The organism is Marinifilum sp. RC60d5 (assembly GCF_052400665.1).
In the GTDB taxonomy this organism is placed as follows: domain Bacteria; phylum Bacteroidota; class Bacteroidia; order Bacteroidales; family Marinifilaceae; genus JBQTGK01.
This window is the reverse complement of sequence record NZ_JBQTGK010000003.1, coordinates 549,178-574,004: the sequence shown is the minus strand read 5'-3', so window position 1 is coordinate 574,004 and position 24,827 is coordinate 549,178. Positions and strand designations below refer to the sequence as shown.

Annotated in this window: 18 protein-coding genes; 5 read left to right on the top strand and 13 right to left on the bottom strand. The window is 33.1% G+C overall.

Going from position 1 to position 24,827, the window contains the following annotated elements:
- Positions 1–16: 16 nt before the first annotated feature.
- From ACT3CE_RS09925 to dapA, 10 genes are all read right to left on the bottom strand, one after another.
- Positions 17–3,250 carry an efflux RND transporter permease subunit gene (locus ACT3CE_RS09925; protein ID WP_444709615.1) on the bottom strand — a complete coding sequence of 1,078 codons (3,234 nt, stop codon included), beginning with the start codon at positions 3,248–3,250 and terminating at the stop codon, positions 17–19.
- Positions 3,251–3,332: 82 nt separating this feature from the next.
- A complete protein-coding gene (locus ACT3CE_RS09920) occupies positions 3,333–4,418 on the bottom strand; it encodes an efflux RND transporter periplasmic adaptor subunit (RefSeq protein WP_444709614.1) in 1,086 nt (361 codons plus the stop codon).
- Between the two features lie 29 nt (positions 4,419–4,447).
- Complete coding sequence (locus ACT3CE_RS09915; RefSeq protein WP_444709613.1) at positions 4,448–5,782, bottom strand: TolC family protein; 1,335 nt, start codon at positions 5,780–5,782, stop codon at positions 4,448–4,450.
- A 442-nt stretch (positions 5,783–6,224) separates the two neighbouring features.
- On the bottom strand, positions 6,225–7,490 hold the full coding sequence (locus tag ACT3CE_RS09910; protein ID WP_444709612.1) for a competence/damage-inducible protein A: 1,266 nt from the start codon (positions 7,488–7,490) through the stop codon (positions 6,225–6,227).
- 46 nt (positions 7,491–7,536) lie between these two features.
- Entirely contained in the window at positions 7,537–8,775 is a 1,239-nt protein-coding gene (locus ACT3CE_RS09905) for a M48 family metallopeptidase (RefSeq protein WP_444709611.1), read from the bottom strand.
- 86 nt (positions 8,776–8,861) lie between these two features.
- Positions 8,862–9,923, bottom strand: coding sequence for a DUF6340 family protein (locus ACT3CE_RS09900; protein WP_444709610.1), 1,062 nt, complete (start codon positions 9,921–9,923; stop codon positions 8,862–8,864).
- Between the two features lie 27 nt (positions 9,924–9,950).
- Entirely contained in the window at positions 9,951–12,044 is a 2,094-nt protein-coding gene (locus ACT3CE_RS09895) for a hypothetical protein (protein ID WP_444709609.1), read from the bottom strand.
- 407 nt (positions 12,045–12,451) lie between these two features.
- On the bottom strand, positions 12,452–14,428 hold the full coding sequence (locus tag ACT3CE_RS09890) for an LruC domain-containing protein (RefSeq protein ID WP_444709608.1): 1,977 nt from the start codon (positions 14,426–14,428) through the stop codon (positions 12,452–12,454).
- A gap of 90 nt (positions 14,429–14,518) precedes the next feature.
- Entirely contained in the window at positions 14,519–15,301 is a 783-nt protein-coding gene (locus ACT3CE_RS09885) for a hypothetical protein (RefSeq protein WP_444709607.1), read from the bottom strand.
- Positions 15,302–15,607: 306 nt separating this feature from the next.
- Positions 15,608–16,528 carry a 4-hydroxy-tetrahydrodipicolinate synthase gene (gene dapA, locus ACT3CE_RS09880; RefSeq protein WP_444709606.1) on the bottom strand — a complete coding sequence of 307 codons (921 nt, stop codon included), beginning with the start codon at positions 16,526–16,528 and terminating at the stop codon, positions 15,608–15,610.
- A gap of 293 nt (positions 16,529–16,821) precedes the next feature.
- On the opposite strand from dapA, the gene ACT3CE_RS09875 reads away from it, so the two are divergent.
- Positions 16,822–17,481, top strand: coding sequence for a hypothetical protein (locus ACT3CE_RS09875; RefSeq protein WP_444709605.1), 660 nt, complete (start codon positions 16,822–16,824; stop codon positions 17,479–17,481).
- 73 nt (positions 17,482–17,554) lie between these two features.
- Here ACT3CE_RS09875 and ACT3CE_RS09870 read toward each other — a convergent pair whose 3' ends face one another.
- From ACT3CE_RS09870 to ACT3CE_RS09860, 3 genes are all read right to left on the bottom strand, one after another.
- Entirely contained in the window at positions 17,555–18,040 is a 486-nt protein-coding gene (locus ACT3CE_RS09870) for a YchJ family protein (RefSeq protein ID WP_444709604.1), read from the bottom strand.
- Between the two features lie 8 nt (positions 18,041–18,048).
- Positions 18,049–18,900: a hypothetical protein gene (locus tag ACT3CE_RS09865; RefSeq protein ID WP_444709603.1), complete on the bottom strand. Its 852-nt coding sequence runs from the start codon at positions 18,898–18,900 to the stop codon at positions 18,049–18,051.
- Positions 18,901–18,995: 95 nt separating this feature from the next.
- On the bottom strand, positions 18,996–20,138 hold the full coding sequence (locus ACT3CE_RS09860) for an MFS transporter (RefSeq protein ID WP_444709602.1): 1,143 nt from the start codon (positions 20,136–20,138) through the stop codon (positions 18,996–18,998).
- A gap of 162 nt (positions 20,139–20,300) precedes the next feature.
- Here ACT3CE_RS09860 and ACT3CE_RS09855 point away from each other — a divergent pair, with 162 nt between their 5' ends.
- The 4 genes from ACT3CE_RS09855 (at position 20,301) to ACT3CE_RS09840 (ending at position 24,810) form a co-directional block, all read left to right on the top strand.
- Entirely contained in the window at positions 20,301–20,816 is a 516-nt protein-coding gene (locus ACT3CE_RS09855) for a nitroreductase family protein (RefSeq protein ID WP_444709601.1), read from the top strand.
- Between the two features lie 3 nt (positions 20,817–20,819).
- A complete protein-coding gene (locus ACT3CE_RS09850; RefSeq protein WP_444709600.1) occupies positions 20,820–21,788 on the top strand; it encodes a CobW family GTP-binding protein in 969 nt (322 codons plus the stop codon).
- Positions 21,789–21,986: 198 nt separating this feature from the next.
- On the top strand, positions 21,987–22,442 hold the full coding sequence (locus ACT3CE_RS09845; RefSeq protein WP_444709599.1) for a hypothetical protein: 456 nt from the start codon (positions 21,987–21,989) through the stop codon (positions 22,440–22,442).
- Positions 22,443–22,590: 148 nt separating this feature from the next.
- Complete coding sequence (locus ACT3CE_RS09840) at positions 22,591–24,810, top strand: TonB-dependent receptor (RefSeq protein WP_444709598.1); 2,220 nt, start codon at positions 22,591–22,593, stop codon at positions 24,808–24,810.
- The last annotated feature ends 17 nt before the right edge of the window (positions 24,811–24,827 follow it).

Below are 24,827 nucleotides of genomic sequence, written 5' to 3'. Positions count from 1 at the left end.
TTTTGATATTTAAGATTTACTGATCACTATTCTCACTTATCTGATTATTTTCAGTTTGCTTAGAATATTTCTTCTTCTCTGTCATGTAATAAATTAATGGCACAATTACAAGGGTTAAGAATGTTGAAGCTATGGAACCTCCCATTAAAGATATCGCTAGCCCCTGGAAAATTGGATCGAAAAGAATTACTACAGCACCAATTACAACTGTTCCGGCAGTTAGTAAAATTGGAGTTGTACGCACCGCTCCAGCTTCAATTACTGCCTCTTTTAACGGAATACCATCTTTCAACCTCAGATTTATAAAGTCGATTAATAATATGGCATTCCTAACCATTATTCCTGCTAAAGCAATTAAGCCAATCATAGAGGTAGCTGTAAAAAAGGCACCTAACAACCAGTGTCCAATTAAAATTCCCACCAGAGATAAAGGAATAGAAATCATCATTACAAATGGAACTTTAAAGTTCTGAAACCATCCTATTATTAGCATATAGATTACTAATAAAACCACAGCAAAAGCGGTTCCCAAATCGCGAAATACTTCATAAGTAATTTGCCACTCTCCATCCCATTTTAAGCTATAATTATCTTCCAAAAATGGTTGTTCGGTGTACTCTTCTGTTAATTTATATCCCTCGGGCATTTTAACATCCGACAAGTGATCAGAAATTTCCATGATACCATAAACAGGACTTTCCAATTTACCCGCTACATCGGCAGTTACATAAACAACCCGTTTTTGATTTTTTCTATATATACTTTTTTCTTTTACCTGCTCACGAATATCCACAATATCGCCAATAGGAATTAACTGACCAGTTTGAGTTAAGATATTTATCTTTTTTAAATCGCTTAAGCTACTTCTGTCTTTCTCCTGTAAACGAAGATCAATACCTACCTGCTCGTGTTCATGTTCCTGATACAACTGTGAAACTTCATGACCACGAAGAGCCATATTCAAGGTATGAACAACCTGTTGAGTAGAAACTCCGGCCAACATTGCTTTTTCTTTATCAACATTAAATTGAAATTCTGTCTGATCATCTTCTACCAGCCAATCTACATCTACCACATCATCGGTTTTTCCAAAAATAGATTTTACCTGTTTGGCTACCTGAATTTGACCTTCGGTTTCAGGTCCGTAAATTTCGGCTACCAATGTTGACATTACCGGAGGTCCTGGCGGAACTTCCACAACTTTAACATTTGCATTAAATTTTTCACCTATTTTCTGCAATCCAGGTCTAAATGCCTTCGCAATATCATGACTTTGCAAATCTCTATCGTCTTTATGAGTTAAGTTTACCTGAATATCTGCTACATTCGATCCTCTTCTTAAATCGTAATGACGAACCAAGCCATTAAAATTCATAGGAGCAGCAGTTCCTACATAAGTCTGATAATCAATCACATTTTCCTGCTGTGCAATATATGCTGCTAACTCTTTGGCCACCACAGCTGTTCTTTCCAATGTTGTTCCTTCGGGCATATCAATAATTACCTGAAATTCGTTCTTGTTATCGAATGGCAACATTTTTACAGCAACAAACTTAAAATATATCAAAGTCATTGATGCCAATAACAATACACTTACAAAACCAATAAAACTCCAACGCTTTACTTTCGACTCTAACATAGGGCTTATGGTAGCCTTATAAATCTTATAAATTTTAGAATCTTCTAATTTAAATACCTCTTCTTTTTCATCCTCTTTTTCATTAAATCTTAACAATCGGTAAGCTAAATAAGGTGTAATTGTTAAAGCTACTAAAAGTGAAAATATCATGGCTATAGAAGCACCAATTGGCATAGGACTCATATAAGGTCCCATTAATCCGGAAACGAAAACCATTGGTAAGACAGCTGCAATTACTGTAAATGTTGCTAAAATAGTTGGGTTACCCACTTCGTCGATGGAACGCAAGGCGGCTTGCATAAATGGCAATTGTTTCATTTTAAAATGCCGGTGCATATTTTCAGCAATAATAATCGAATCGTCGACCACAATACCGGTTACAAAAACCAATGCAAAAAGAGTAATACGATTTAAAGTATAATCTAAAAAGTAATAACTAAACATGGTTAAAGCAAAGGTTATGGGTACCGAAAGGAAAACCACTAATCCACCACGCCAACCCATGGCAAGCATTACCACAAATGTAACTGCAATAATAGCTCCTAAAAGGTGTAGTAAAAGCTCCGATACTTTATCAGATGCTGTTTCACCATAATTTCTGGTTACATCTACATTAACATCCGAAGGAATTAAATCTTTCTTAAGCACCTCTACCTTATTTAGTATCTGTTCTGCAACTTTCATTGCATCGGCACCTCTACGTTTGGCAACAGAAATAGTAACAGCCGAATAATCTCCTGCATATTCCTTCTTAGCCTCATTCACTTTCCCGTATCCAAAACTTACATATTGCGATGGTATTTCGGGTCCGTCAATTACTTTGGCAACTTGCTTTAAATAAATTGGACTGTTTTTATAAACACCCACAACTAAATTAGATACATCTTCGGTATTTTCGAGAAATTGTCCGGTTTCAACCAGATACTCGGTATCATGACTATTAAAAGAGCCCGAACCAATTTGCTGATTAGAAATTTGTATCTGCTGAGCAATACTTAAAGCATCGATATGATAGCTAGCCATTTGCTCGCGATCTAAAACAACACGTACTTGTCGCGAACGACCACCTATTACCTTTGTTTCGGATACTTCGCCAACTTTTTCAATTTCATTGTTTACTTCCTGGGCTATTCTTTTCAGTTGAAAATCGTTGTAGTTTTCGCTCCAAAACGTTAAACCAAGAACTGGAACATCATCAATTGCCCGAGTTTTTATTAAAGGCAATGATATTCCTTTGGGCATTTGATCCATGTGTTTCATAATCTCATTGTACATTTTCACAAGAGATCTTTCAATATCTTCGCCAACTACAAATTGAACAATAAGCATTGCTTGTCCAGGCATTGATGTAGAATAAACATACTCGACACCCGGTATGTTAGCCACTACTTTTTCCAGTGGCTGCATTACCCGCGATTCAATTTCCAATGGGCTTGCTCCCGGATACATTAAAAATATATCGGCAATGGGAACATCTATTTGTGGTTCTTCCTCTCTTGGAGTAAGATACGCACTGTAAACACCAATTACCATAAAGGCAACCATTAAAAGAGGTGTTAGTTTCGATTTTATAAATAAATTGGCTATTCCGCCTGCAAATCCTGTTTTCATTTATTCATGTATTTAGTAATTAGTACAGATAAATATTAGCTCAGAAATTTTTCTTAACTAAATATATTTTATCTACTTACTTTCACTTTTTAACAACTTTAGCACCATCCCAAATTTTTCCCTTGTAAGATGCTATGTATTGCTCATTATCACTTAAACCGGATAACACCTCAACCATATTATTACTTGTGTTCCCAATTCTTATCCAGCGAAGCATTGCTGTTCCCGACTGACTAAGAGTGTAGACACCTGTTAACTGGCCTTTTTTTACAAGAACATTTTCAGGAATCATAATACTTGGCATTCCACCTTTTTCGAGTAAAACATTAGCAAACATACCGCTATAAATTTTTCCTTTTTGCTCAACATCAGGTCTTAAAACAATTTTAGCTTCGAACTGATTTCCTGTATACAAGGCAGAAGGATTAACCTCAGTAACTATACCTTCTATTTCAATATTATTTAAAGCACTAACACGTACTTTAACAAGATCGTTTTTCTCAATTTTAGAAATTTCAGTTTCTGGAATTCTAGCCATTACTTTATATTCTCCTGGTTTTTCAAGTGCCAGTAATGGCATACCTGGTGAGGCCAAATCTCCTTCGTTCATATATTTTCTTGTAATAACGCCATTGTAAGGAGCCTTAATTGCTGTATAAGCGAGCATTTCGTTAACTTCAACTTCCGCTTGCTTAACAGCTTCCAATTCTGCTTTTGCCATATTATAAGCAGTCGATACATCATCCATTTCCTTTTGAGATGCACTTTTTTGTTCAAATAATATGCTAAAGCGATCGAAATCCTTTTTCGCATTTGAATAGGCAGCTTCGGCCTTTAACATATTTGCTTTTACCTGCGATTTCTTTGCCTGAATATCTTTATCCTTAATCTGAATTAAGAGTTGTCCTTTCTTAACTTTCTGACCTGGCTCTACATAAATTCTGGCTATTTGCCCCATAATTCGGGTCCCTAAATTAGAATGGGTTTCGGCTTCTATTTTTCCCGAAAAGCTTAACAATTCAGGTCTGTTTTCAATTTTAGCAGTCTTAAGTGTAACCACAACATCGGCTTTCGAGCTTTCTTTTGCATTGGGCTTATCGCCACACGATTGTAATCCAAAAAAAATAACACCTGCAGTTGCTATGAATAAATATTTTTTAAAGTTCATATCTGTAATTCTTTTGATTTTAGTTTAGCTTATTGTAGATCTTTTTCGAGTAACAATTCCAATTGAAATACAGCAACATGATATCTGTATAATGAATTGATATATTCTAAATTTTTAAGCAAGGAGGCAGATTCTGCTTGCAGCACATCTGTGGTTTTTTCTAGTCCTTGTATGTAACGATCCTTACGAATTCGATAAGCTTCATTGGCTTGTTCCATTGCCAGCTTACTTAGATCTATTCTATCGAAAGCTAGTTTAAGATTTCGCTTGGCACCTTTTATTTCCATATTATTTCTGGAAGCATAATCGGCTAAATCCAACTCCGCTATTTTTAGTTCTGCTTTTGCCTTCTGTACTTTTCCGGTGTTTTTATATCCTCCAAATAAATTCCATGAAAGACTAGCACCAATTATATAGTTATTTGCTGATGTACCAAAAAGCTTATCATCATTCCATTCGTAAGCTCCATAAGCATTTAATCTGGGTAGAAATTTCATTTTTTCAGATTTTAGCATGTTTTCTCTTGCTTCAATCCCTTTTTTGTAAGCCATTAAATCAGAACGAATTCCTTCATCTTTATTCTTAGCAAGCCCTTTCAGTATTGATACTTGTCTTCCTAATCGATCGGTTGTAACTATTGGTGTGTTAATATCCAGCCCCAACATATAAGCTAAAAATTCACCAGCTTGTTTTTTATTATTTTTAGCATCGGCCAACTGAGAACTTATTTCCAGAACACGAACTTTAGCGGCCAAAAAATCTGCTTCTTTTACGTAGCCTTGCTCTAGATTATTTTGGGTAAGCTCCAATGCCGACTTTGCTGTTTCTTGTGATTTTTCGTACACCTTTACAGCTTCCTGAGCCAATTCGAGTTGATAATATGCTTTTTTAACCTCGAACTGCGTAAAGTTAATGGTTCGTTCGGTTGTATAATCAACAGCTTGTCTTTTTGCATTGGCTGCTTTTCTTCCATAAATACCATCAAAATTAATGATAGGCTGCTCCACCTCTATTTTGGTATTGTAATTTTCTATTCTATCAGGATCATTTAACAAAACAGGATTAAAATCGGCTGTAGTTGCAATTTCCTGTTTTAACTTAAAACCGAAAGTTGCCAATGGATCGTTTGTAGTAACAAAAGAATGAGACAAATTAACATTAGGAAGAAATACCGAATTACTTTGGCGAAATTCTGCTTTTGCAGCATTTCCAAGCTCTTTGGCCTTGTTTATTTGTCGGTTACTCTCTTCAGCTTTTTGCAAAGCATCCTTTAAACTTAATTCTAATTCTGCCTGCTGCGCCAAAACGACATTTGAATTAGCAGCAAACAAAACAAAAATAATAAGGTAGATAAAGTTTCGCATATTCTGTTATTTGTTTATTGATTTCGACTCAAAAATATACATGTTTATTTATATATCCAAATATCTAGATATATTATATCTCTATTTAAATTTACATCTTAACAAAACAAGATCGATTACTCATTGAAATTTAATGATTTAAAAAGAAAAACACAATAATTACTTTATATAATATTTATTGATTTTTTATTTTCATAAATGGAATTTTAAGCAAAATTTTCGATACAAAAATCCCCTTGAGAATGGAAGTAATATAGAATCAATGCTAGAAGAAAAACTACATTATTAGACAGGCTAGTAAATCGATAAAAATTACGATCTTCTATTTATAAATAAAAATAGAGGACAACTAATATTGATTCTAGAAACAATATTAGTAAGTTAAATAATAAAATAAGTTGCTAGGCATCTATTAAGATACCTAGCAACTTATTAGCATAGTTTAATTACTACAGTTACAGTAAACATCTTTCTTTTTAAGTTCTTGTAATAAAAGTCCTAAAACCTTTAGAGCTGATACTCGAATGTTTCTTTCCCGTGCTTTATATAAGCTTAATTTTTTAGAAATTACACCATTTTTTGATGCCATTGCAATCCATATTGTTCCAACGGGTTTTTCTTCTGTACCGCCATCGGGTCCTGCAATTCCAGATGTTGCCAGAGCATAATCAACATTTAAAAGTTCTCTGGCACCTTTTGCCATTTGTTCAACTACCTGCTGACTTACCGCACCATATTTCTCTAAATCATCAGATTTTACTTTCAGCACATTTTCCTTAATCTCATTCGAATAAGAAACAACACTTCCTTTAAAATATCTCGAACTACCTGCATGCGAACTTATTAAATGAGCAATATAACCACCAGTACAACTTTCTGCGGTTCCCAAAGTCATTCCTTGCTCCAGTAACAATTCGGCAACGCTTTGTTCTATGGGCATATCATCGTAAGCAAAAATATTATTGGGAATAATTTTCTTTAACAATTCAATTTGCTCATTAATTCCAGCCTTTAACCGATCTTCGCTTTCCCCTTTTGTACTAATTCTTAAACGAACCTCACCTGGTGATGGTAAATAAGCCAAATGCATATAATCAGGTAAATTGCCCTCCCAATCAATTAGCATTTCGGCAAGAACCGACTCCCCTATTCCTTCGGTCATAATTGTTTTGTGAACAATAGCCGGAGTAGAAAAATGTTTCTGCAATGCTTTTAATACTTCTTCTTGCATTATCCCCTTCATTTCGAAAGGTACTCCTGGCATGGAGATTACTACTTTCCCATTTTTTTCGAACCACATACAAGGTGCCGATCCAAAATTATTATCAATAATTCTGGCTTTATCCGGAATAAGCGCTTGTTCTCTGTTAAACTTGTTCATGGGGATACCATAACCAGCTAGTCTTTCCTTTACTCTTTTAAAAAGTCTGGGATCCTCAATTAAATTCATTCCAAAATAATCGCTCAGCGTTTTCTTGGTAATATCATCATTTGTTGGCCCCAAACCTCCGGTCATTAAAACTAAGGATACTCTCTCTAAAGATTCTTCTAAAGAGTTAATAATATCCGATTTCTGATCAGAAATACTATTGATACGAGATACATCAATTCCAACTTTATTTAACTCTTTTGCCATCCAGGCCGAGTTGGTGTCAACAATCTGTCCAATTAATATTTCGTCGCCAATTGTAATTATTTCTGCTTGCATTATTATTAATATGATATTAAAAAATTAATTCTTACATGTATTAAGATCACTTCTTGAATCCAATAGCCTGCAATCTTTGTAAAAGAGTTGGATGTGAATAATAAAAAAAGACATAAGCTTTATGCGGTGTTAAATTACTTAATGAACTTATGGAAAGTTTTATTAATGCATCACCCAATGCTTGTCCCTCGTATTTATCACTGGCAAATTCGTCAGCCTGATATTCGTTATGTCTCGACCAAAAATTCATAATCAGACCTAAAATTGATGAGATAGGCGAATATAAAATGCCGAATGCAATTAAACCAAGATGAAAGCCATGCACTTCGGCACCCAATGCTTCCGATAAAGCAGGATTTCCAATAAAAATGGAGAAAATATAAAACATCAATCCTGTTTGTAACAGAGATATTAAAATTCCGCTTAAAGTATGTTTTTTCTTATAGTGACCTATTTCGTGAGCCAAAACAGCTACAATTTCCTCAGTGCTTAGTTCATTAATTAAGGTATCGAATAAAACAATTCTTTTCTTTGCTCCCAAACCACTAAAATATGCATTCCCTTTCGATGATCTTTTTGAGCCATCCATCACAAAAACATTATCAAGTTTAAAATCTGCTTTATCGGCAAATGCTTTTATTGCTGATTTTAATTCCCCATCTTCTAAAGGTGTCTGCTTGTTAAAAAGAGGAACTATTAGTGATGAATAAAACATGGTCATAAAAATCATGAAAGCTGCCATTACCGACCAAGCCATCCACCAAAAATCTTGGGTTGTTTGCTGATAAATCCATATTAACAAAGCCAACAATCCACCCCCAATTATTACACCTAATATTCCTCCTTTTATCTTATCTAAAATAAAAGTCTTTAAAGTGGTTCTGTTAAATCCATATTTTTCTTCAATCACAAAAGTGGAATAGTAAGAAAATGGCATACCTATTATGCTCGAGACTAACATAATTACTCCAAAAAACAAAAGCGCGACACCTATTGGATTGTCGGTAAATTGTCTCACCAACTCATCGAGCCAGGCAAAACCTCCCATTAATATCATTAAAAAGCTTGCTACAAAACTTAAACTTGATGAAATAAAACTAAGCCTATATTTTTCCTGCTGATATTGCTGCGATTTACTGTATTTTTCGCGATCGTAAATTCCTTCCAGTACTTTGGGCAATTCGGGTGACCAATTGCGTAGGTTTAGCACATCGAGTACTCTTTCTAAAATAAAATCGAAGGCTAAAATTCCAAGTATTATATATAGTATTGTTGTAGATGTCATTTGTAAAATTTTTAATATAAAAAACAAAATTAAAAAACCCCTGAGAGAATCTTCTTTCAGGGGGCATATATTTTAGTATATATTTATTATTCACCAAAAAATTTATCAAGTAAATAATTATTTTGAGTTCTTTGAGTGAGTTGTTCAAAGTATTTTTTCACTTTTTTAAATTCGCTTGGTTCTTTTTTCATTTTACGATATAAAGTTACCGATTTTCTCATCCAATGATTGGCTTGCTTAAAATCATTTTTTAATTCGTAGGCCATGGCCAAATTATATGCTGCTCGTGCAGATATTTTTAAATCTTTAGCTTCTGCTAATTTTTCCCAAATAGAAATACTTTGTTCCAGATTATCATTCTCGAGATAATAACGCGCCAAAATAAAATCCTGATCTCCAGCTACAAAATACTCTCTGGTAATATCGGTCCATTGGGGAGATATTAAATTGGCATATTTACGGCCAATTTCGTAGGCTACATCGGCGCTTATTTCTTTTCGGCTAGGTATTTTCTCCTCTACCAAACTTTCATAGGAACTGGAACTTACCTCGGAATACAAACTATCCATTACTATTCGCTCGTCGAGCAGTTTTTGTAATAAAGGATCGTATATTCTCCAAACCGAATAATACTTAATATCAGTAATTCCCCAATTTTCTTCTTCACTAATTATTTTATATTCATTAAAAATCAGAATGTCTTCTAAACAAACTAATACATCCGAACCTGTCGATTCACAAATACTATCAACCTGGGTCCATTCCATTGGTTTATAAACCCGTTTGCCAGTAAAATGCTTTTGTGGTAATTTGATATAAGGAATCGAATCAGCCCCCAAATACTCCGATAAATTTTCCGATAAACCCAAATAGCAATTCAGGGATCTTATGCTATCATAGTTTAATGAATCCTTAATTGTCATCTCATTCACCTTATAATAATCCCCTACTGAATCAATATCAAAACTGGTATTTCTATCTACAAAACCAAATGTTTTAACATCCGGAGGAATAATTATTTTAGGTGCTTTTAAACTTTCGAACTGATACAAGGCTGTTGTTTGACACGATGATAAAATAAAGATCAGGAATATCAATAAGTAATTTCTTACTCCACCCTTAAATAGAAAAAGTAAATGTATAGTCATTTGGCAGTATTATTCTTTAGATTAGGATTAGTTTCCCAGCCAGTATTTCTTCAAAAACCATTCCAAAATCATTAATATGATAATAAAACTTAGTAAATATAATAAATCTACTGCATTCCCATATCTTACTTCCGAAGAAATTGTTGTCTTTGTTTTCTCTCCAGAAAGCAAAAATTGTTTAAGATCTTTCAAACCAGACAAGGTAAAATATTGTCCGTTCGATTTTTCAGAAATCTGTACCAACACATCCTTATTAGCTTGTAATGTTTTAGATTCCAAACTATTCGATCGAACAACAAATTGTCCCTTTCGTTCCAGATTCTTCTCTAAACCTATTGTTTTAACCCAATATTTATATTCTCCCTTTTTAAGGAAGTTTAGGGACAATTGATAAGCGCCATCCTGCCTGTTAAAAGTGTAATCATAGGTATTGGAATCACTATCAGATAATTCGAATTTTAAATCAGCAGCATTCGATATCTGATAACTTTCATTGTACAGCTCTGCATTTATCAAAATATTATTTCCTTCAATAAAATCTTTTTCATGCTTTATTACTAATTGATTTTTTTTAACTTTTAAAGCCTGATATTGCATAATTCTATTCACCAACTCATTAAAATGCTGATGTGTATCGTTCATTTGATATTCGTACAATTTCCATCGCCATATTCCTTCACCAAAAATCCAGGAAATTTTCTGATCCTGAATATTTGAAAAAGAAATTAAAGGATATGAGGTTTCTATTCCTTTTACCTTTTGATAAGCTAAAGTGTAATTTTCAACACCAAAAGTATAATCACCAAAGGGAACTAATAATGGTGGTAATTTTGTAAAAAACTCTTTATTCGAAGATTGAGTCTGAAATAAAGAAAATACATCGTTTTCTGAATAGACTGCATCACGAAATAATCCATCTTTATTAGAAAACTGCAGACCAATATCCAATTTATTAAGCTCCAATAAATTGGTATTCCCACCTACTACCATCAATAAAGGTATTTTTTCTCGCTTAACCTGCTGAAATAATCCTGGATAAGATTCACTTTTTGATGGAATTTGATACATGACACACAAATTAACATCTCTTAAATTGGCTGTTTGTTTTGATAAATTAATAAGTTCTGAGCTGAAATTTGAATTGTTATCTATCGCCGATTTTAATGCTGAGATATCGGGATGATATTGATCAAAACAAATGGCAATTTTTCGTTTGCTATCCAGGACATCTACAACAAAATCGGCACTATTATTTTTAAGTGAATATTCTTTTACATTCGATTTTACTTCTGTAGTAAATCTTTGAAGACCTTTATACTCAGGAATAATCATATAATCTTTTTCAGCATAAAAGGATTCCTGATTAACAATAAGATTATCTTTCACAAGTACTTTATTGCCCCTTATTATTAAGATCTGCAGCTTACTTCCCTTTGCATTGTTTGCCTTAATACCAATACGAACAGGTAGTCGACTATTAGTAAAACCAATACGATTCGATTTTACCGAGAATAGAGAAATATCATTTACAATACTGGTATCTCCTAATTGTAAAGTATGCACCGGCAATGATAGTTCTTTTGCCAGATAACGTGGATTTCCACCCACATTATACAAACCATCGCTTGCTAATAAGACCTGAACATTCTCACGATTTCCATAATTATTCTTCAAATAAGTCATTAGCTCAGAAAAATCGGTATAAGAATAGTCAAATTTAAAACTATCTAATTGCTCAACCTGTTTTCCAAATTTTAGGTACTGAATATCGTAACGATTCTCTAATGTACTTAATAAAGTAATTATATCTTTTGGATATTGATTCAAATAATAGGACGAATCTTTACCTAATCGCAATGAAGAGGAATTATCCTGAGCAAATATTAATGCAGGCTTATTCTCTATTCGTTTTTTATATTTTAATTGTGGTGCAATTAGTAATATTAACAACAAGAACAAAGCTAAGAAACGTAATGATCCTAAAGTAAGAATTTGTGAAACCGACAAATTATTATGATATGGTTTACGAAAAAAATATTGCCAATACACAAGCCCGAATGCTAGCAATGTAAACGGCAATAAATACCACAAAGAATATTGTGTAACAAGGGAAATATCCAATTCTTATTTTTTTATAATTAGTAAAACAAATGTAATAAACTATTCGCCTTGCATCTACTAAGAATTAATATTTTTTAAGCCAATAAAATAGATTTTTAATGAATTCACATAAATAATTGAAAAAACAAGACTTTGCCAAAAATTAGTTTTGTTATGTGCTGAAATTATCCGCTTTATCAAGCAAATATCTTATTGTTTTAAAATGGTCTAACCGATGTAGAAGCGTATTAATTAATCTTTTAAACTTCTTTAACAAATTTTCAAACCATTTAACCACCTAAGCAATTACATTTGTAATGTAAGATTAAGGAAAAGTGGTTTTTTCATAAATAGAGTAAATAGGGTTATAAAGTGAATAAAAAAAGTCGGGTGGTTCCCGACTTTTTTTGTTTTATTAATTTCTAATATTAATTCGTTTCTAAATAATTATAATCACGATAACCAGATTTTTCCTTGTACCAATCGTCATACTCGCTTCCGCCTGACTCGGCCCAATTCTTAAAATAAGGATATCCTAATACTACTTCCGACTTTTCTTTTGGATAAGCAAAATCATGAATAATATCTATACCCCAAGGTAAATTATAACTGCCCTTGTAATAGACCCCCTTCTCCACATCGCTATTATCGTCATAAGTTCCGAAACGACTTTGATCCATTAAATCTGTTGGCGCCATATTTGAACAATGTAACTCGCGCCCGCGATCCTTATTTATAAAAATAAAAGGGTTAATATTTCCCAATACATCTATAGGCTCATTATAGGTAATTACAATTTCTAAATCAGACTCATTTTTGTTTGCCCAGGCATTATCAAAAGCTATAATAACAGGGAACGATTGTTCCATTTCTAGGCCTTTACTATTCACATTCACAATATTTTCAGTAAGATTGTAGCCAGTTACCTCCTTAATTAAGGATTCATCCATATTAAGCTGGATTCCAAATCCATTTACAAATGATCCCCCAATATTTTTAATGACGAAATTTGCTATTGTTTCTACAATTTTACCATCAGCATTTTCAACGTTTGTGTACCTGTAGTTCAATACCAAATCGTTAAAATCATAGTCTCCTTTAGCAGGCCATAAATCTTCAAATGCATAAGTTCCCCAACCATAAACCGATGGTGTATATGTCGTTGTTGCTTTATCGGCATCTTCTGGAAATTCATCATAAAAATCAATAATACCATCCCCGTCAGTATCTAAATCTTCAATACTATCTTCATCGTAAGGTAAGGTTGCTAAATCGTGAATAAGTGTACTGTATGTTGAACGAGCTTCCCATCCTCCAGTAACTTTATCCATAATAAAATTTAGACCTTCGTTACCAATTGCTGTTGCCCACCACAATTCATCGTTAGAATCAAATGTTAAGGAATTAGGATAATTTGGAAGAGACTCTGAACTAATCCAAGTGGCATCTATAGTATTCCCCTCGTTAAAATCGCATCGGTATAAACCTGTGGTACTGGAAATATACATCACTCCATCTTTATCGAATGTTAAATCACCACCCGAAGTACTTTCCAATCCTCTAATAACATAGGTTGCAAGTTTTTCTGCATTAGATGGATTTAAAGCATAAACATATTTTGATGTAGAAAAATACAACAAACCATCATTACGATTATATCCTAATCTTGGTCCCCCAGATCTAACATACCCTTTAGTTTCCCAGGTTCCTGCATCAATATCGTAACAATACAAACTATAATTTGGATAATTGTTACCTATGGTATAAAGCTTTCGCGATACGGGATCTATTGCACATGTATAACTGCCTGTATTGTCGGGCAACGAACTAATAACAGTTAATTCATTTGTAGTCTCGTTAATAGTAAAAAGATCGCCACTGCCATTTGTACCGTAAAAAATATCAACGGTTTCGCCTGTTGATTTTGTAGTATGCTTTGCAAACTTAGCTGTTGTTCCGTTCACTTCAACAATAGAAGAACTAAAAATTCCCATATCATTCTTTACAATGTACAAAGAATTACAATATGCCGGAATGGTAATATTTTTTTCAAAACTACTTTCGTCGGTTATTACCGTAGCAATTTTATTATTTAAAGCATTTGCAATTTGCAAGGTTGCTGTCACCTCTTCTCCTGCCTCATCGGTATAGGTAACCTCTGAATCAGTATAATCTTCATCGTACAAATAAACAGTGTACTTAACTAAATTTGAATTGGTTTGTTTTGTTCCACTAAATGAAACGACAATATCTTTAGCAGTCTCAAAATTAAAATCGAAAGGAATATCCATCTTCGACATTACATCTAAATTTTCCTCCTCTTCAACAATATTAGGGCTATCTAAACATCCTTCTAAAGAGAATAAAGTTAAAACAAGCGCTAAAAACATTACATTCTTTCTCATACTGTAATTTTTAATAGTAATTAATGGGTCGTAGTTTTTTTTAACAATAGTCAATTATTTATTTTTAAATCATATACCCCTCATATTCAGTTAGATATCAAAACCTGGTCTTATAAAATCTTTCGAATCGGGAAAAACTTTATCAACCAAAGCTCTAAAACCTGATAAAAGCAATAAAATTGGGAGCATTCGATCTTCTGATTCGGGAAATCGATTAAGGAAAAAGCTCCAGGAATCAATTGATCGATCGATAGAAATTAAGACAACTTTTGCCGAGGCAATGCTATCGTGTTTATAAAATTCATTTCCTGTTTCTTCGGTATTGGCTTTACTTCGTAATGATCTAAATAATTTACTTGGAATTATGAACTGATACCAATGAATAATCTCCGAAACATTAAAAATCATTTTTTCATCTTCATTCATTTCATCTTCCTCTGTAAAGTCGCAAAGTTCTTTAAGAGTATTATTGCCTACTTGAATTAATGATTCAAAATCGGCAAACCATGAATCAACCAGTTCGGAATATTTATCAGCCTGAAGCATTAACTGGCTTTTAAATATCAAATCATCTTTTTCTTCCTCTTCATCAGCATCATAATGAAGCGCTTTTTTAGGCAATTCCATTCCTAAATCTTTTGCTGCCTGGTTAAGTAACTCCATACTTATCTCGAACATTTCATCGAGATTCTCCATGGTAGAAGAAGCTTCATTCTCTGTTAACTTAACATCTGAAACACCTTCATCCATCATTTTATAATTAAGACAATTTGATGTAAAGTCGCAACGCTCACACCAACCATCGCAATAGTTATAAATTCCAGGAATTAGATTCGGATTTTGTATTAATGCAAAGAGTAAGTCTTTATTCATATTAGTACTTAAATTTCTTAAGGTTATCCTATTTTTAAAGAGATATCCTGTTTTACAGATTATTGTACTATATAATATCAATTAGGTTTCAATATATGTTCATGTTTTTTTTTAAAGAATATAGATACAGAAAAAAAATCATTTATAATCACCTATAAATCAATATCATTATAGACTAATTGAAAAGTAAGTAAAATAATTGAGAATAATAAAATAGACTCACTTAGAGTTTTTATAAAAAAATAAGCTACCTTAAAAATAAGGTAGCTTAGGAAATATTATAGTAAATATAATTTTTATTACTGATTATAACTCTTCTATTTCTGACATGTAAGTTGAAGTTTGAACCAATAACTTTTGAAGTTCAACCAGCAAAAGCGATTTGTTTTCCTCCTCCATAGTACTCATTGGCGAACGAAATTCTTCTTGCACCTTTCCCATTAAGCTTAATCCTGTTTTAACAGGAATTGGATTTGATTCGATAAAACACAATTGAATAATTTGTAAATATTTTAGATGTATTTCTCGTGATTTTTCAACATCACCATTTAAAGCATATTTTATTAAATCGTGAAACTCCTGAGGAAAAAGATTCGCTGCAACCGAAATTACACCATCAGCACCCAGACAAACTGCTGGGAAAGCCAAAGCATCGTCTCCCGAAAAAACCATAAAATTTTCTGGTTTATCTCGTAAAATACATGCCAATTGCTCTAAATTACCCGAGGCTTCTTTAATTCCGGCAATATTATCCACTTCCATGGCTAGCTCTACTACTAAATCGGCAGGTATATTAGAGGATGTTCTACCTGGAACATTATATAATATTACAGGTACAGAAACAGACTGCGCAACCTGAGTAAAATAATCTTTTAAGCCTTTTCGCATTGGCTTATTATAATATGGTGCTACAAGTAATACTGCATCGGCACCCAGAGATTCTGCAAGGCGAGAGTTTTCTATTGCTGTATGGGTTGAATTAGAACCTGTGCCCGCAATTACAGGAATACGTTTATTAACTTTCTCGATTACGAATTTTATTACTTCGGTATATTCTTCTTTCGAAAGAGTTGCTGCCTCACCAGTGGTTCCACATACAACAATTCCGTCAGTTTCATTTTCCAAATGAAAGTTAATTAAACCATCCAGTGCTGGGTAATCAACATCTTTATCTTTCGTAAAAGGTGTTACCACAGCAACAAATGATCCTTGCCAAACTTTTCTCATTTTCTCTATATCATTAATAAATAAATTCTGAATTTATTTCAGAACAATAGTAAATAATACCGGTTAACTCCTAAAAATCTCACAAAATATTTATTCGATGAAATTGTTTAGTTGTTAACCGGCATTACTCCTTGATTAAAAATCCTACTGGTTAATGTAGGCTTGTGGTTTATGCCTGCAAATATAGATTTAGTGATGGGATCAATAAAATTTTTAGAAAATTTATTCAATTTTTCTACATTCTGTTAGTTTTTCAACATATTTGTAGAGAAATTCAACAAATACTAAAAAAAATGATAACAATTCCACAAGTTGTAGAAAAAATTGTGAGCTCTCAGCCATTTTTAGCTGAGGCATTAGTCGAAGGATTAATCAACATTTCGTCTTTGGCTCGCAAGATACAAAATCAAGTTGAACAAAGTGTAAAAAAACCAGTTAAAATTGGTGCAATTATTATGGCATTAAACCGATTAGCTCCAAACTTAGAAGTGAAAATTAATCCTGGATTAAAAGATGTAATTACAAATGTAGGAGATATTATTGTTAGGTCGCATCTGGTTGATTTTACCTATAAAAATTCAAATACCCTTATTGAAAAACACACAGAATTGTTAAAATCTATAGGTCCTAATCAGGAGTTTTTTTATACCATGGTACAAGGTGTATTTGAATCGAATTTGGTAGTTTCCAGTTCGCTTCAGCAAAAAGTTGAAGAAGCATTTTCAGGCGAAGAGCTTGTATCCAAAAGCGAGCGACTATCTTCGGTAACCTTAAAGCTTCCGGCAACAAATAGCTTACAACTTGGTTTCTATTATTTTATATTAAAAAACATTGCCTGGGCTGGTATTAACATACAAGAAGTAGTTTCTACTACTAACGAATTTACTTTAGTAGTTAACGATGCCGATATAGACAAGACATTTTCTGTTTTAAAAAATATGGGGAATCATTAATTGACTCCCCATTTTATCTCGTTCCATTATAAATAAAAATTGCCCTATGCTTTTTATTTATATGGACATGATATTATTTACCATAACAGCATTTTTTGTATTTTTTACCACTTCCACAGAAACAAGGATCATTTCTGCCTGGTAATTTTTTCTTGTGTTCTGTTTTTGGATATTCTCCCGAAACATACATCCAGTTATTATTTTCTTTCCTAAAAAAAGAATTTTCATGTAATACTTGTTCTATGCCATTCTCGCGATAATATGCTTTAAATTCTACAAAACCTTCCTTATCGTTTTGCATTCCTTTTTCAGTAGATAGCACCTCTAATTTAATCCACTCTACTGATTTTGCCCAGTTTAATATTTCTTCTTTTTCCTCTACTGGTCGAGTTTCAGGAGTATAAGTATTTAAAATGTAATCGATATTGGCAGTTACAAATGCTGCATATCTGCTTCGCATCAGTTCTTCTGCCGTTTCGGCTAATTTTAAACCTTTGTGAATGCCACCACAACAATTTTCGTAGCTTACTAATTTTCCACAATAACAAATATCACTCATGTTTGCTATTATTTATTAAACTCTTCGAAAAATACATCAAGCTTATCAAAATCCTGTTCCCCAATAAGACCTAAGAAATTTGCAAAATTTGGACATACCGGTTCTAATGCATCTTTAATTTTAAACATGGCATTAAATTCGGTTATAAATTCGGCACGCATATCAAAAGAACTAACCAATGTTTCGTAAAATACACGGAATAAATTCCCTTCGCTGTATAAAACCTGATCGTCGATAGATATTACTTTTAACAGATTCTTCAATAACTTTACATCTTTAAGTTCTATTGCAACAGCTAAACCTTTTGTATAATTTGCAAACAACATCTGCAGCGATTCCTTATCGTTATACTCGGGAATTGGAACTGGTGTAAATTTACATGAATCGAAAACCTTTATGGCTTCCTCTTTGTTTCCGACAACCAAATGCATAAATGCACGAACATTTATCAAGCTTAAATTATAGAATTCCTGATATTTATCTTTAGGCACATCAAGTAAAGCTTTATCTAGCACTTGTCCACCTTTAAGCATTGCTTCTTTTATTTTTTCGTCGCCACGCTTGAAAGAAAATTCGGCCATATATTGCAGTGCCCAATTTAATCCGTAAATCCATTTCCCAAAATTCGAACAAGAAGAATATCCTTTTGCATATTCCTCGCCTGCCTCGTTTAATTCTCCAAATAAGGAAAAAGAACCAGCCCGCAATTGTAAAATTTCAAGATAAAATTGTGCTTCCCCTTTAAGCTCTTCTACTCTATTATCGTTTAAAAACTGACGAATAATTTTCGGATCTTTCTCTTGAATTCCTTTATTATACAACTCTACTAAAGATTGATATACCTCTTTACTAATCTGCATATTATATCATTTATATATTTTAAACACCAATTATATATGGAGTCAACTATTGTAGCAAAATCAACAATAAGCTTATTTCCTTATTACTACTGGTATTATTTTAATTTATTTGTTCTTATTAACTGTACAAAACCCAATGAAACTATACTTAAAATTGCTCCGGCCAAAAATGGAATTTGAGGATTTATCATCCATAAAAACCCTCCAATTACAGGAATTACAACTGCCGAAATATGGTTAATACCAAAGCCAACTGCCATTGATGGAGCAATATCCTTCTGATCTCCTGTCTTTTGAAAATAGGTATTAATTCCCATCGAAAATCCGAAGAAAACATGATCGATAACATATAAACCTGCTACAAGTAGGCCATTCTCAATATAAGCATAACCCATGAACACAAAAATCAAGAAAAAATATTCGGCTGAAAGCATTTTTCGTTCTCCAAATCGATTAATTCCTCTTGCAATATATGGTGAAATAAAATAGGTAATAATATTATTCACAACAAAAAGAATAGCAATATCGCTTACCGAATAATTGTATTTTTCTACCAGCATAAAAACAGCAAAAACCACAAATATTTGTCTTCGTGCCCCACTTAAAAAGTTAAGTACATAAAATAACCAATATTTTTTACGCAATACCATTCCTTTGTTTTGAGGTATAATATTTTTATCGGTAGGCTTCCAGAATAAAGCCCACACGCCCATAGCAAACACTGCAAGGCCTATTAAAATAAAACTCGATTGAAGAGATAAAACATGAGAAATTCCATAAATAAAAGCTCCCATACTAATATTTGCAATGGCAGTCCAACTTTTTTGTTTAGCAAATACAAAAGGCGATTTTTCAATGGAAAAATATTGTAATGTAAGCGACTTATTTGTCGTTTCGAAATAATGAAAACCAACCGACATAATTAGGGTTGTGAAAATCAATCCGTAAAAGGAAGGAAAAAAACCAGTAAGTGCTACACCTAAACCAACAAACAATACTGATATTGCAGATAAGCGATGCTCTTTAATTACCAAAAGCAAATAAACAACCAGTAAAGCTAAAAATCCAGGGATTTCGCGCACCGATTGTATTACACCCACCTGAAATCCATTAATTCCAACCTCATCAACAGCCAAGTTATTAAACAATGTTCGCCAGCCCTGATGTCCTGCTGTAGCGGCAATTACCAATAACATTAAGTATTGGTACATGATATTTTTTTTCAGGTCCTTTGTCATTTCAAAATTCTATTATTTTAAGTTCGCGAAGTTAGTAAAATGTATGAACAGATCAGTTTCTTTAGGCCAGGAATAACAATTAACACTGAATATCTCAATTTAGGCCTTTTCTATTGACTAATTATTTTACATTTTTGCATCTGAATCGTTAAAACAAAAAAGATGGATTTTAAATCATTAATATCGAATCGCTATTCTGTACGATCCTATTTAAGCAAGGAGGTAGAAAAAGAGAAATTGATAAAGATTCTTGAAGCCGGACAAATTGCTCCATCGGCAGTTAATCTTCAGCCCTGGCATTTTATTGTGGTACGCGAAACTGAAAACCACAAAAAATTCTCCGAAATATATCATCGCGATTGGTTTAATGAAGCTCCAGTTTACATTGTTGTTTGTGGAGATCACAAACAAGCCTGGAAAAGAAAAGCTGATGGAAAAGACCATACTGATATTGATGCTGCAATTGCCATTGATCACATGACATTGCAAGCTACCGAACTTGGACTGGGAACTTGCTGGATTTGTAATTTTTATGTTGAAAAATGTAGCGAATTCTTCAATCTTCCAAAACACATAGAGCCAATCGCTATTATTTCTCTGGGATATCCAAAAGAAAACAATATACCAGTGAAAAAAAGAAAATCATTTGACGAAATCGTTCATTGGGAAAAATTTTAATACATGAGTAAAATTCCAGTTACAGTAATTACAGGCTTTTTAGGTTCAGGCAAAACAAGTTTGCTTAACCATTTAATAGAAATTTATCCTGATAAGAAATTTGCTATTATTGAGAATGAGTTTGGTGAAGAAAATATCGATTCTGAATTGGTTGAAAATATCGAAAACCAGGATATTTTTGAACTTAGCAATGGTTGTATCTGTTGTAATCTAAATCAGGAATTGTATTTGGTATTGCAAAATCTGATTGAATCAAAACACTCATTTAATCATTTGTTAATTGAAACTACCGGTATAGCCGATCCTGGAAGTATATTGGCTTCTTTCATTAGTGATCCTTTAATAAGCAGAAAATTTGAACTGGACAGTGTTATTTGCCTATGCGATGCATTAAATGCCTCTGCCAATTTCGAGAAAGAAGAAATTTTAAACAAACAAATAGCTGTTGCTGATCTTATTCTGATTAATAAAACCGATTTGGTGGAACAAAAATGCATAAGTGAGCTGAGAGAAAAACTGCGCCTTCAAAATAATTTTGCCGAAATTTTAAACTGTGCACACTCAAAACCAGAATCAAAGAATCTATTAGATCGTTTTTCTTATGATGCATCGAACGTATATCAATACATTTTGGGTGTTGAAAATGCTAAAAATACAAGTAATCACAACAATAGCCATGGTATACAAAGCATGTGTTATTCGAGCCATAAACCTTTAGATCAGCTTAAAATTGGAATGTGGCTGGATGCATTTCTACAATTTAATCAGGACACGATTTACCGGGTAAAAGGGATTTTAAATCTTGCTGGTGTTGATAACAGAATCGTTCTTCAATCGGTACACACACAAATACAAACTACAGTAGGAAAAGTCTGGAATAAAAATGAAGAACGAGAAAGTAAAATTGTAATTATTGGTAAAAATTTAAACAGGTCGGTAATTGAAAAAAACCTGAATGATTTAAAAGCCTAAATATATATCTTAATTCTATTTTTTATTTAAACTTTTAAGATGAAAGGCTCGTAAACAATGCTAAACCGTACCTACTAGTAGGTATTTTCGAGGTATTTTTAAAATTTAACAAATAAAAAAGAAAATCTTTTCACCCTTTTTCTAATTTTGTCTGTATTAAAGATAGTACAATCAAGTAAACGTGTTTTAAGCAAAAAAATGAAACAACCACTTAAAAATATAATTTCTTTGATTCTGTTGGCTTTTTACCTAACAGGATTTTGTGGTATTCATTTTGTAAAACACAGTTGTTTTAGCTGTAACCATTCAGAAATACAACTTAATATTGGTTGCGATTATCTTAGTGATAGTAATGAACACGATTGTTGTTGCGAAAGTCATAATCACACTCACGATTCTAAAGAAAGTTTATGTAGTTGTGAAAACTGTTTTTCCTGCGATTATGACTTTATTTATCTGAAAACCAATCCAACAACAACACTTACTGAAAATAGTAAAGCTCCTATTGCTTTGGAAATAAATTTATTTCAAACTTATTCTTCCAATTTAGAGCTTATAATTACTCCTAAAATCGCAAAATACGATTTCGAATATCCCTGTACTTATAGCTACAAAGAAGTGTTCAGGGAAAATATCTGTTGTTTTATTTGTTGATACTTCAACAAAACTTTCTGACTACATATTTTTGCGGGCATCTAATATCTCGCAATAATAAATCAAACACTTATTTGTCTAATATACAATTAAATATGAAGCCTAATATTTAAGGCTTTATTAGCCTAATTGTATCAATATATCATGTATGAAAATTAGAATTATAACGATAATTCTTTCTCTTCTGCCAATAATTTCTATTGCCGAAAATATTAAAGGAAAAGTTATTGAAAAACAAAAAACGGGAGAAGTAATTCCCTTAGCAGGAGCATCAATATTCTGGAAAAATACAACTATTGGAACCGCAACAAATGCCGATGGTGTTTTTAAATTGAACTCCACCAGTAAATCCAATACTCTTGTTGTTCAATTTGTTGGATACGAAACCAAAGAAATAGCTGTAAAACAAAGAAATAAAAATGAAATTATTGTCGAAATGAGTCCCAATATCGCTCTTAATGAAATTGTTATTTCTAAGCGAAAATTAGGTACAGTACTCGACCGCAACAGCCCTATACAATCGCAAAGCATTACAGGAGCTGAACTCTGTAAAGCTGCTTGCTGTAATTTATCCGAAAGTTTCGAAACTAATGCCTCGGTTGATGTATCCTATGCTGATGCTGCAACGGGAGCAAAATCAATAAAACTACTGGGACTTACCGGTAAATATATTGAAATGATGACTGAGAAAAATCCGAATTTTAAAGGATTAGCTTCGGTATACGGTATGGTTTATGTTCCCGGCCCATGGATGGAATCAATTCAGGTTTCGAAAGGTGTAGGATCTGTTATTAATGGTTATGAGTCAATTACAGGACAAATTAACATTGAGTATCAAAAACCACAGCGATCTCCTAAATTTTATGCCAATATTTTTGCCAACAGCATGGGTATGTCTGAAGCAAATATCATTACGTCAGCAAAATTATCGCCAAAATTAAGCACTTCAATTTTAGCTCATGCTCAGGATAATGATAAGGAAATTGATCACAATCACGATCACTTTTTAGATGACCCTATGGTGAAACAATACAATTTTATTAACCGGTGGAATTGGGATGCAAGTCAGTTTTTTAAAGTTCAATTTGGCGGAAAATTTATCGATGAAGAGCGTATTGGCGGACAAAAGGGCTTTAATGAAAACGAAGCTAATAACATCGACAATGCCTACAGAATTAACATTGATACCAGAAGATATGAAGCCTTCGCTAAGTTTGGTTACATTTTCCCTGAAGATGATGACAAAAGTATTGCTCTGATTACCAACTTTGCTTCGCATGAACAAAATTCGTTTTACGGATTAAGAAATTACAATGCAGAACAGAAGTATTTCTATGCAAACCTATTGTTTCAATCTTATATTGGAAATCTGAAACACAAGTATACTACTGGTTTATCTTTTGTTTACGATGATTTTAAAGATTACCTAAGCGGTGATAATCTGGGAACAAATCGAACCGAGAAAGTTGCTGGTGCATATATAGAATACACATGGTTGCCAAACGAAAACATTACTTTGCAAACGGGTTTACGCTACGACACACACAATATTTATGACAATTTTGTAACACCTCGTATTCATTTCAGATATCAGTTTGCTCCAAAATCAACTATGCGTTTGGCTGCGGGTAGCGGAAGAAGAACCTCAAACCCTATAGCCGAAAACAGCTTTTTACTGGCTTCGAACCGATCTTTTGATATATCAGATAATTTAAAACAAGAGAAAGCCTGGAATTTTGGGTTTAGCCTTACTCAATATTTCGATCTGTTTGAAAAAGGATTTACCTTATCAGCTGATTTCTACAGAACAAGTTTCGATAATCAGGTAGTTACCGATTTAGATTACAGCGTAAACTCGGTTCGTTTTTATAATCTGGATGGAAAATCGTGGGCTAACAACTATCAGGTAGAGCTAAAATTTGAGCCAATAGAAAGATTTAATGTAACCACAGCCATTCGTTTCTCGGATGTGAAAGCCGATATCGACAACGAATTTAAAAAAGTACCATACGTAAACCGATACAAAGGATTAATAAACTTATCGTATGCTACCAATTTTAACAAATGGCAATTCGATTTTACCACTCAATTTAATGGAGATATGAGAATTCCTTCAACACAAGAAAATCCGAGTGAATTTCAGCGAAGAGAAGAGTCTCCGGCCTATGCCATTATGAATGCACAGGTTACCAAGAGATTTAGAATTTGGGAATTGTATCTGGGCGCTGAAAACATAGGGAACTACACGCAAGAAAATCCTATAATTAGTGCCAACAATCCATTCGGAGAACATTTTGATGCTTCAATGATTTGGGGCCCTATACAGGAACGAAAATTTTATTTAGGAGTTCGCTTAACTATCGAATAAAATCACATTAATAATAA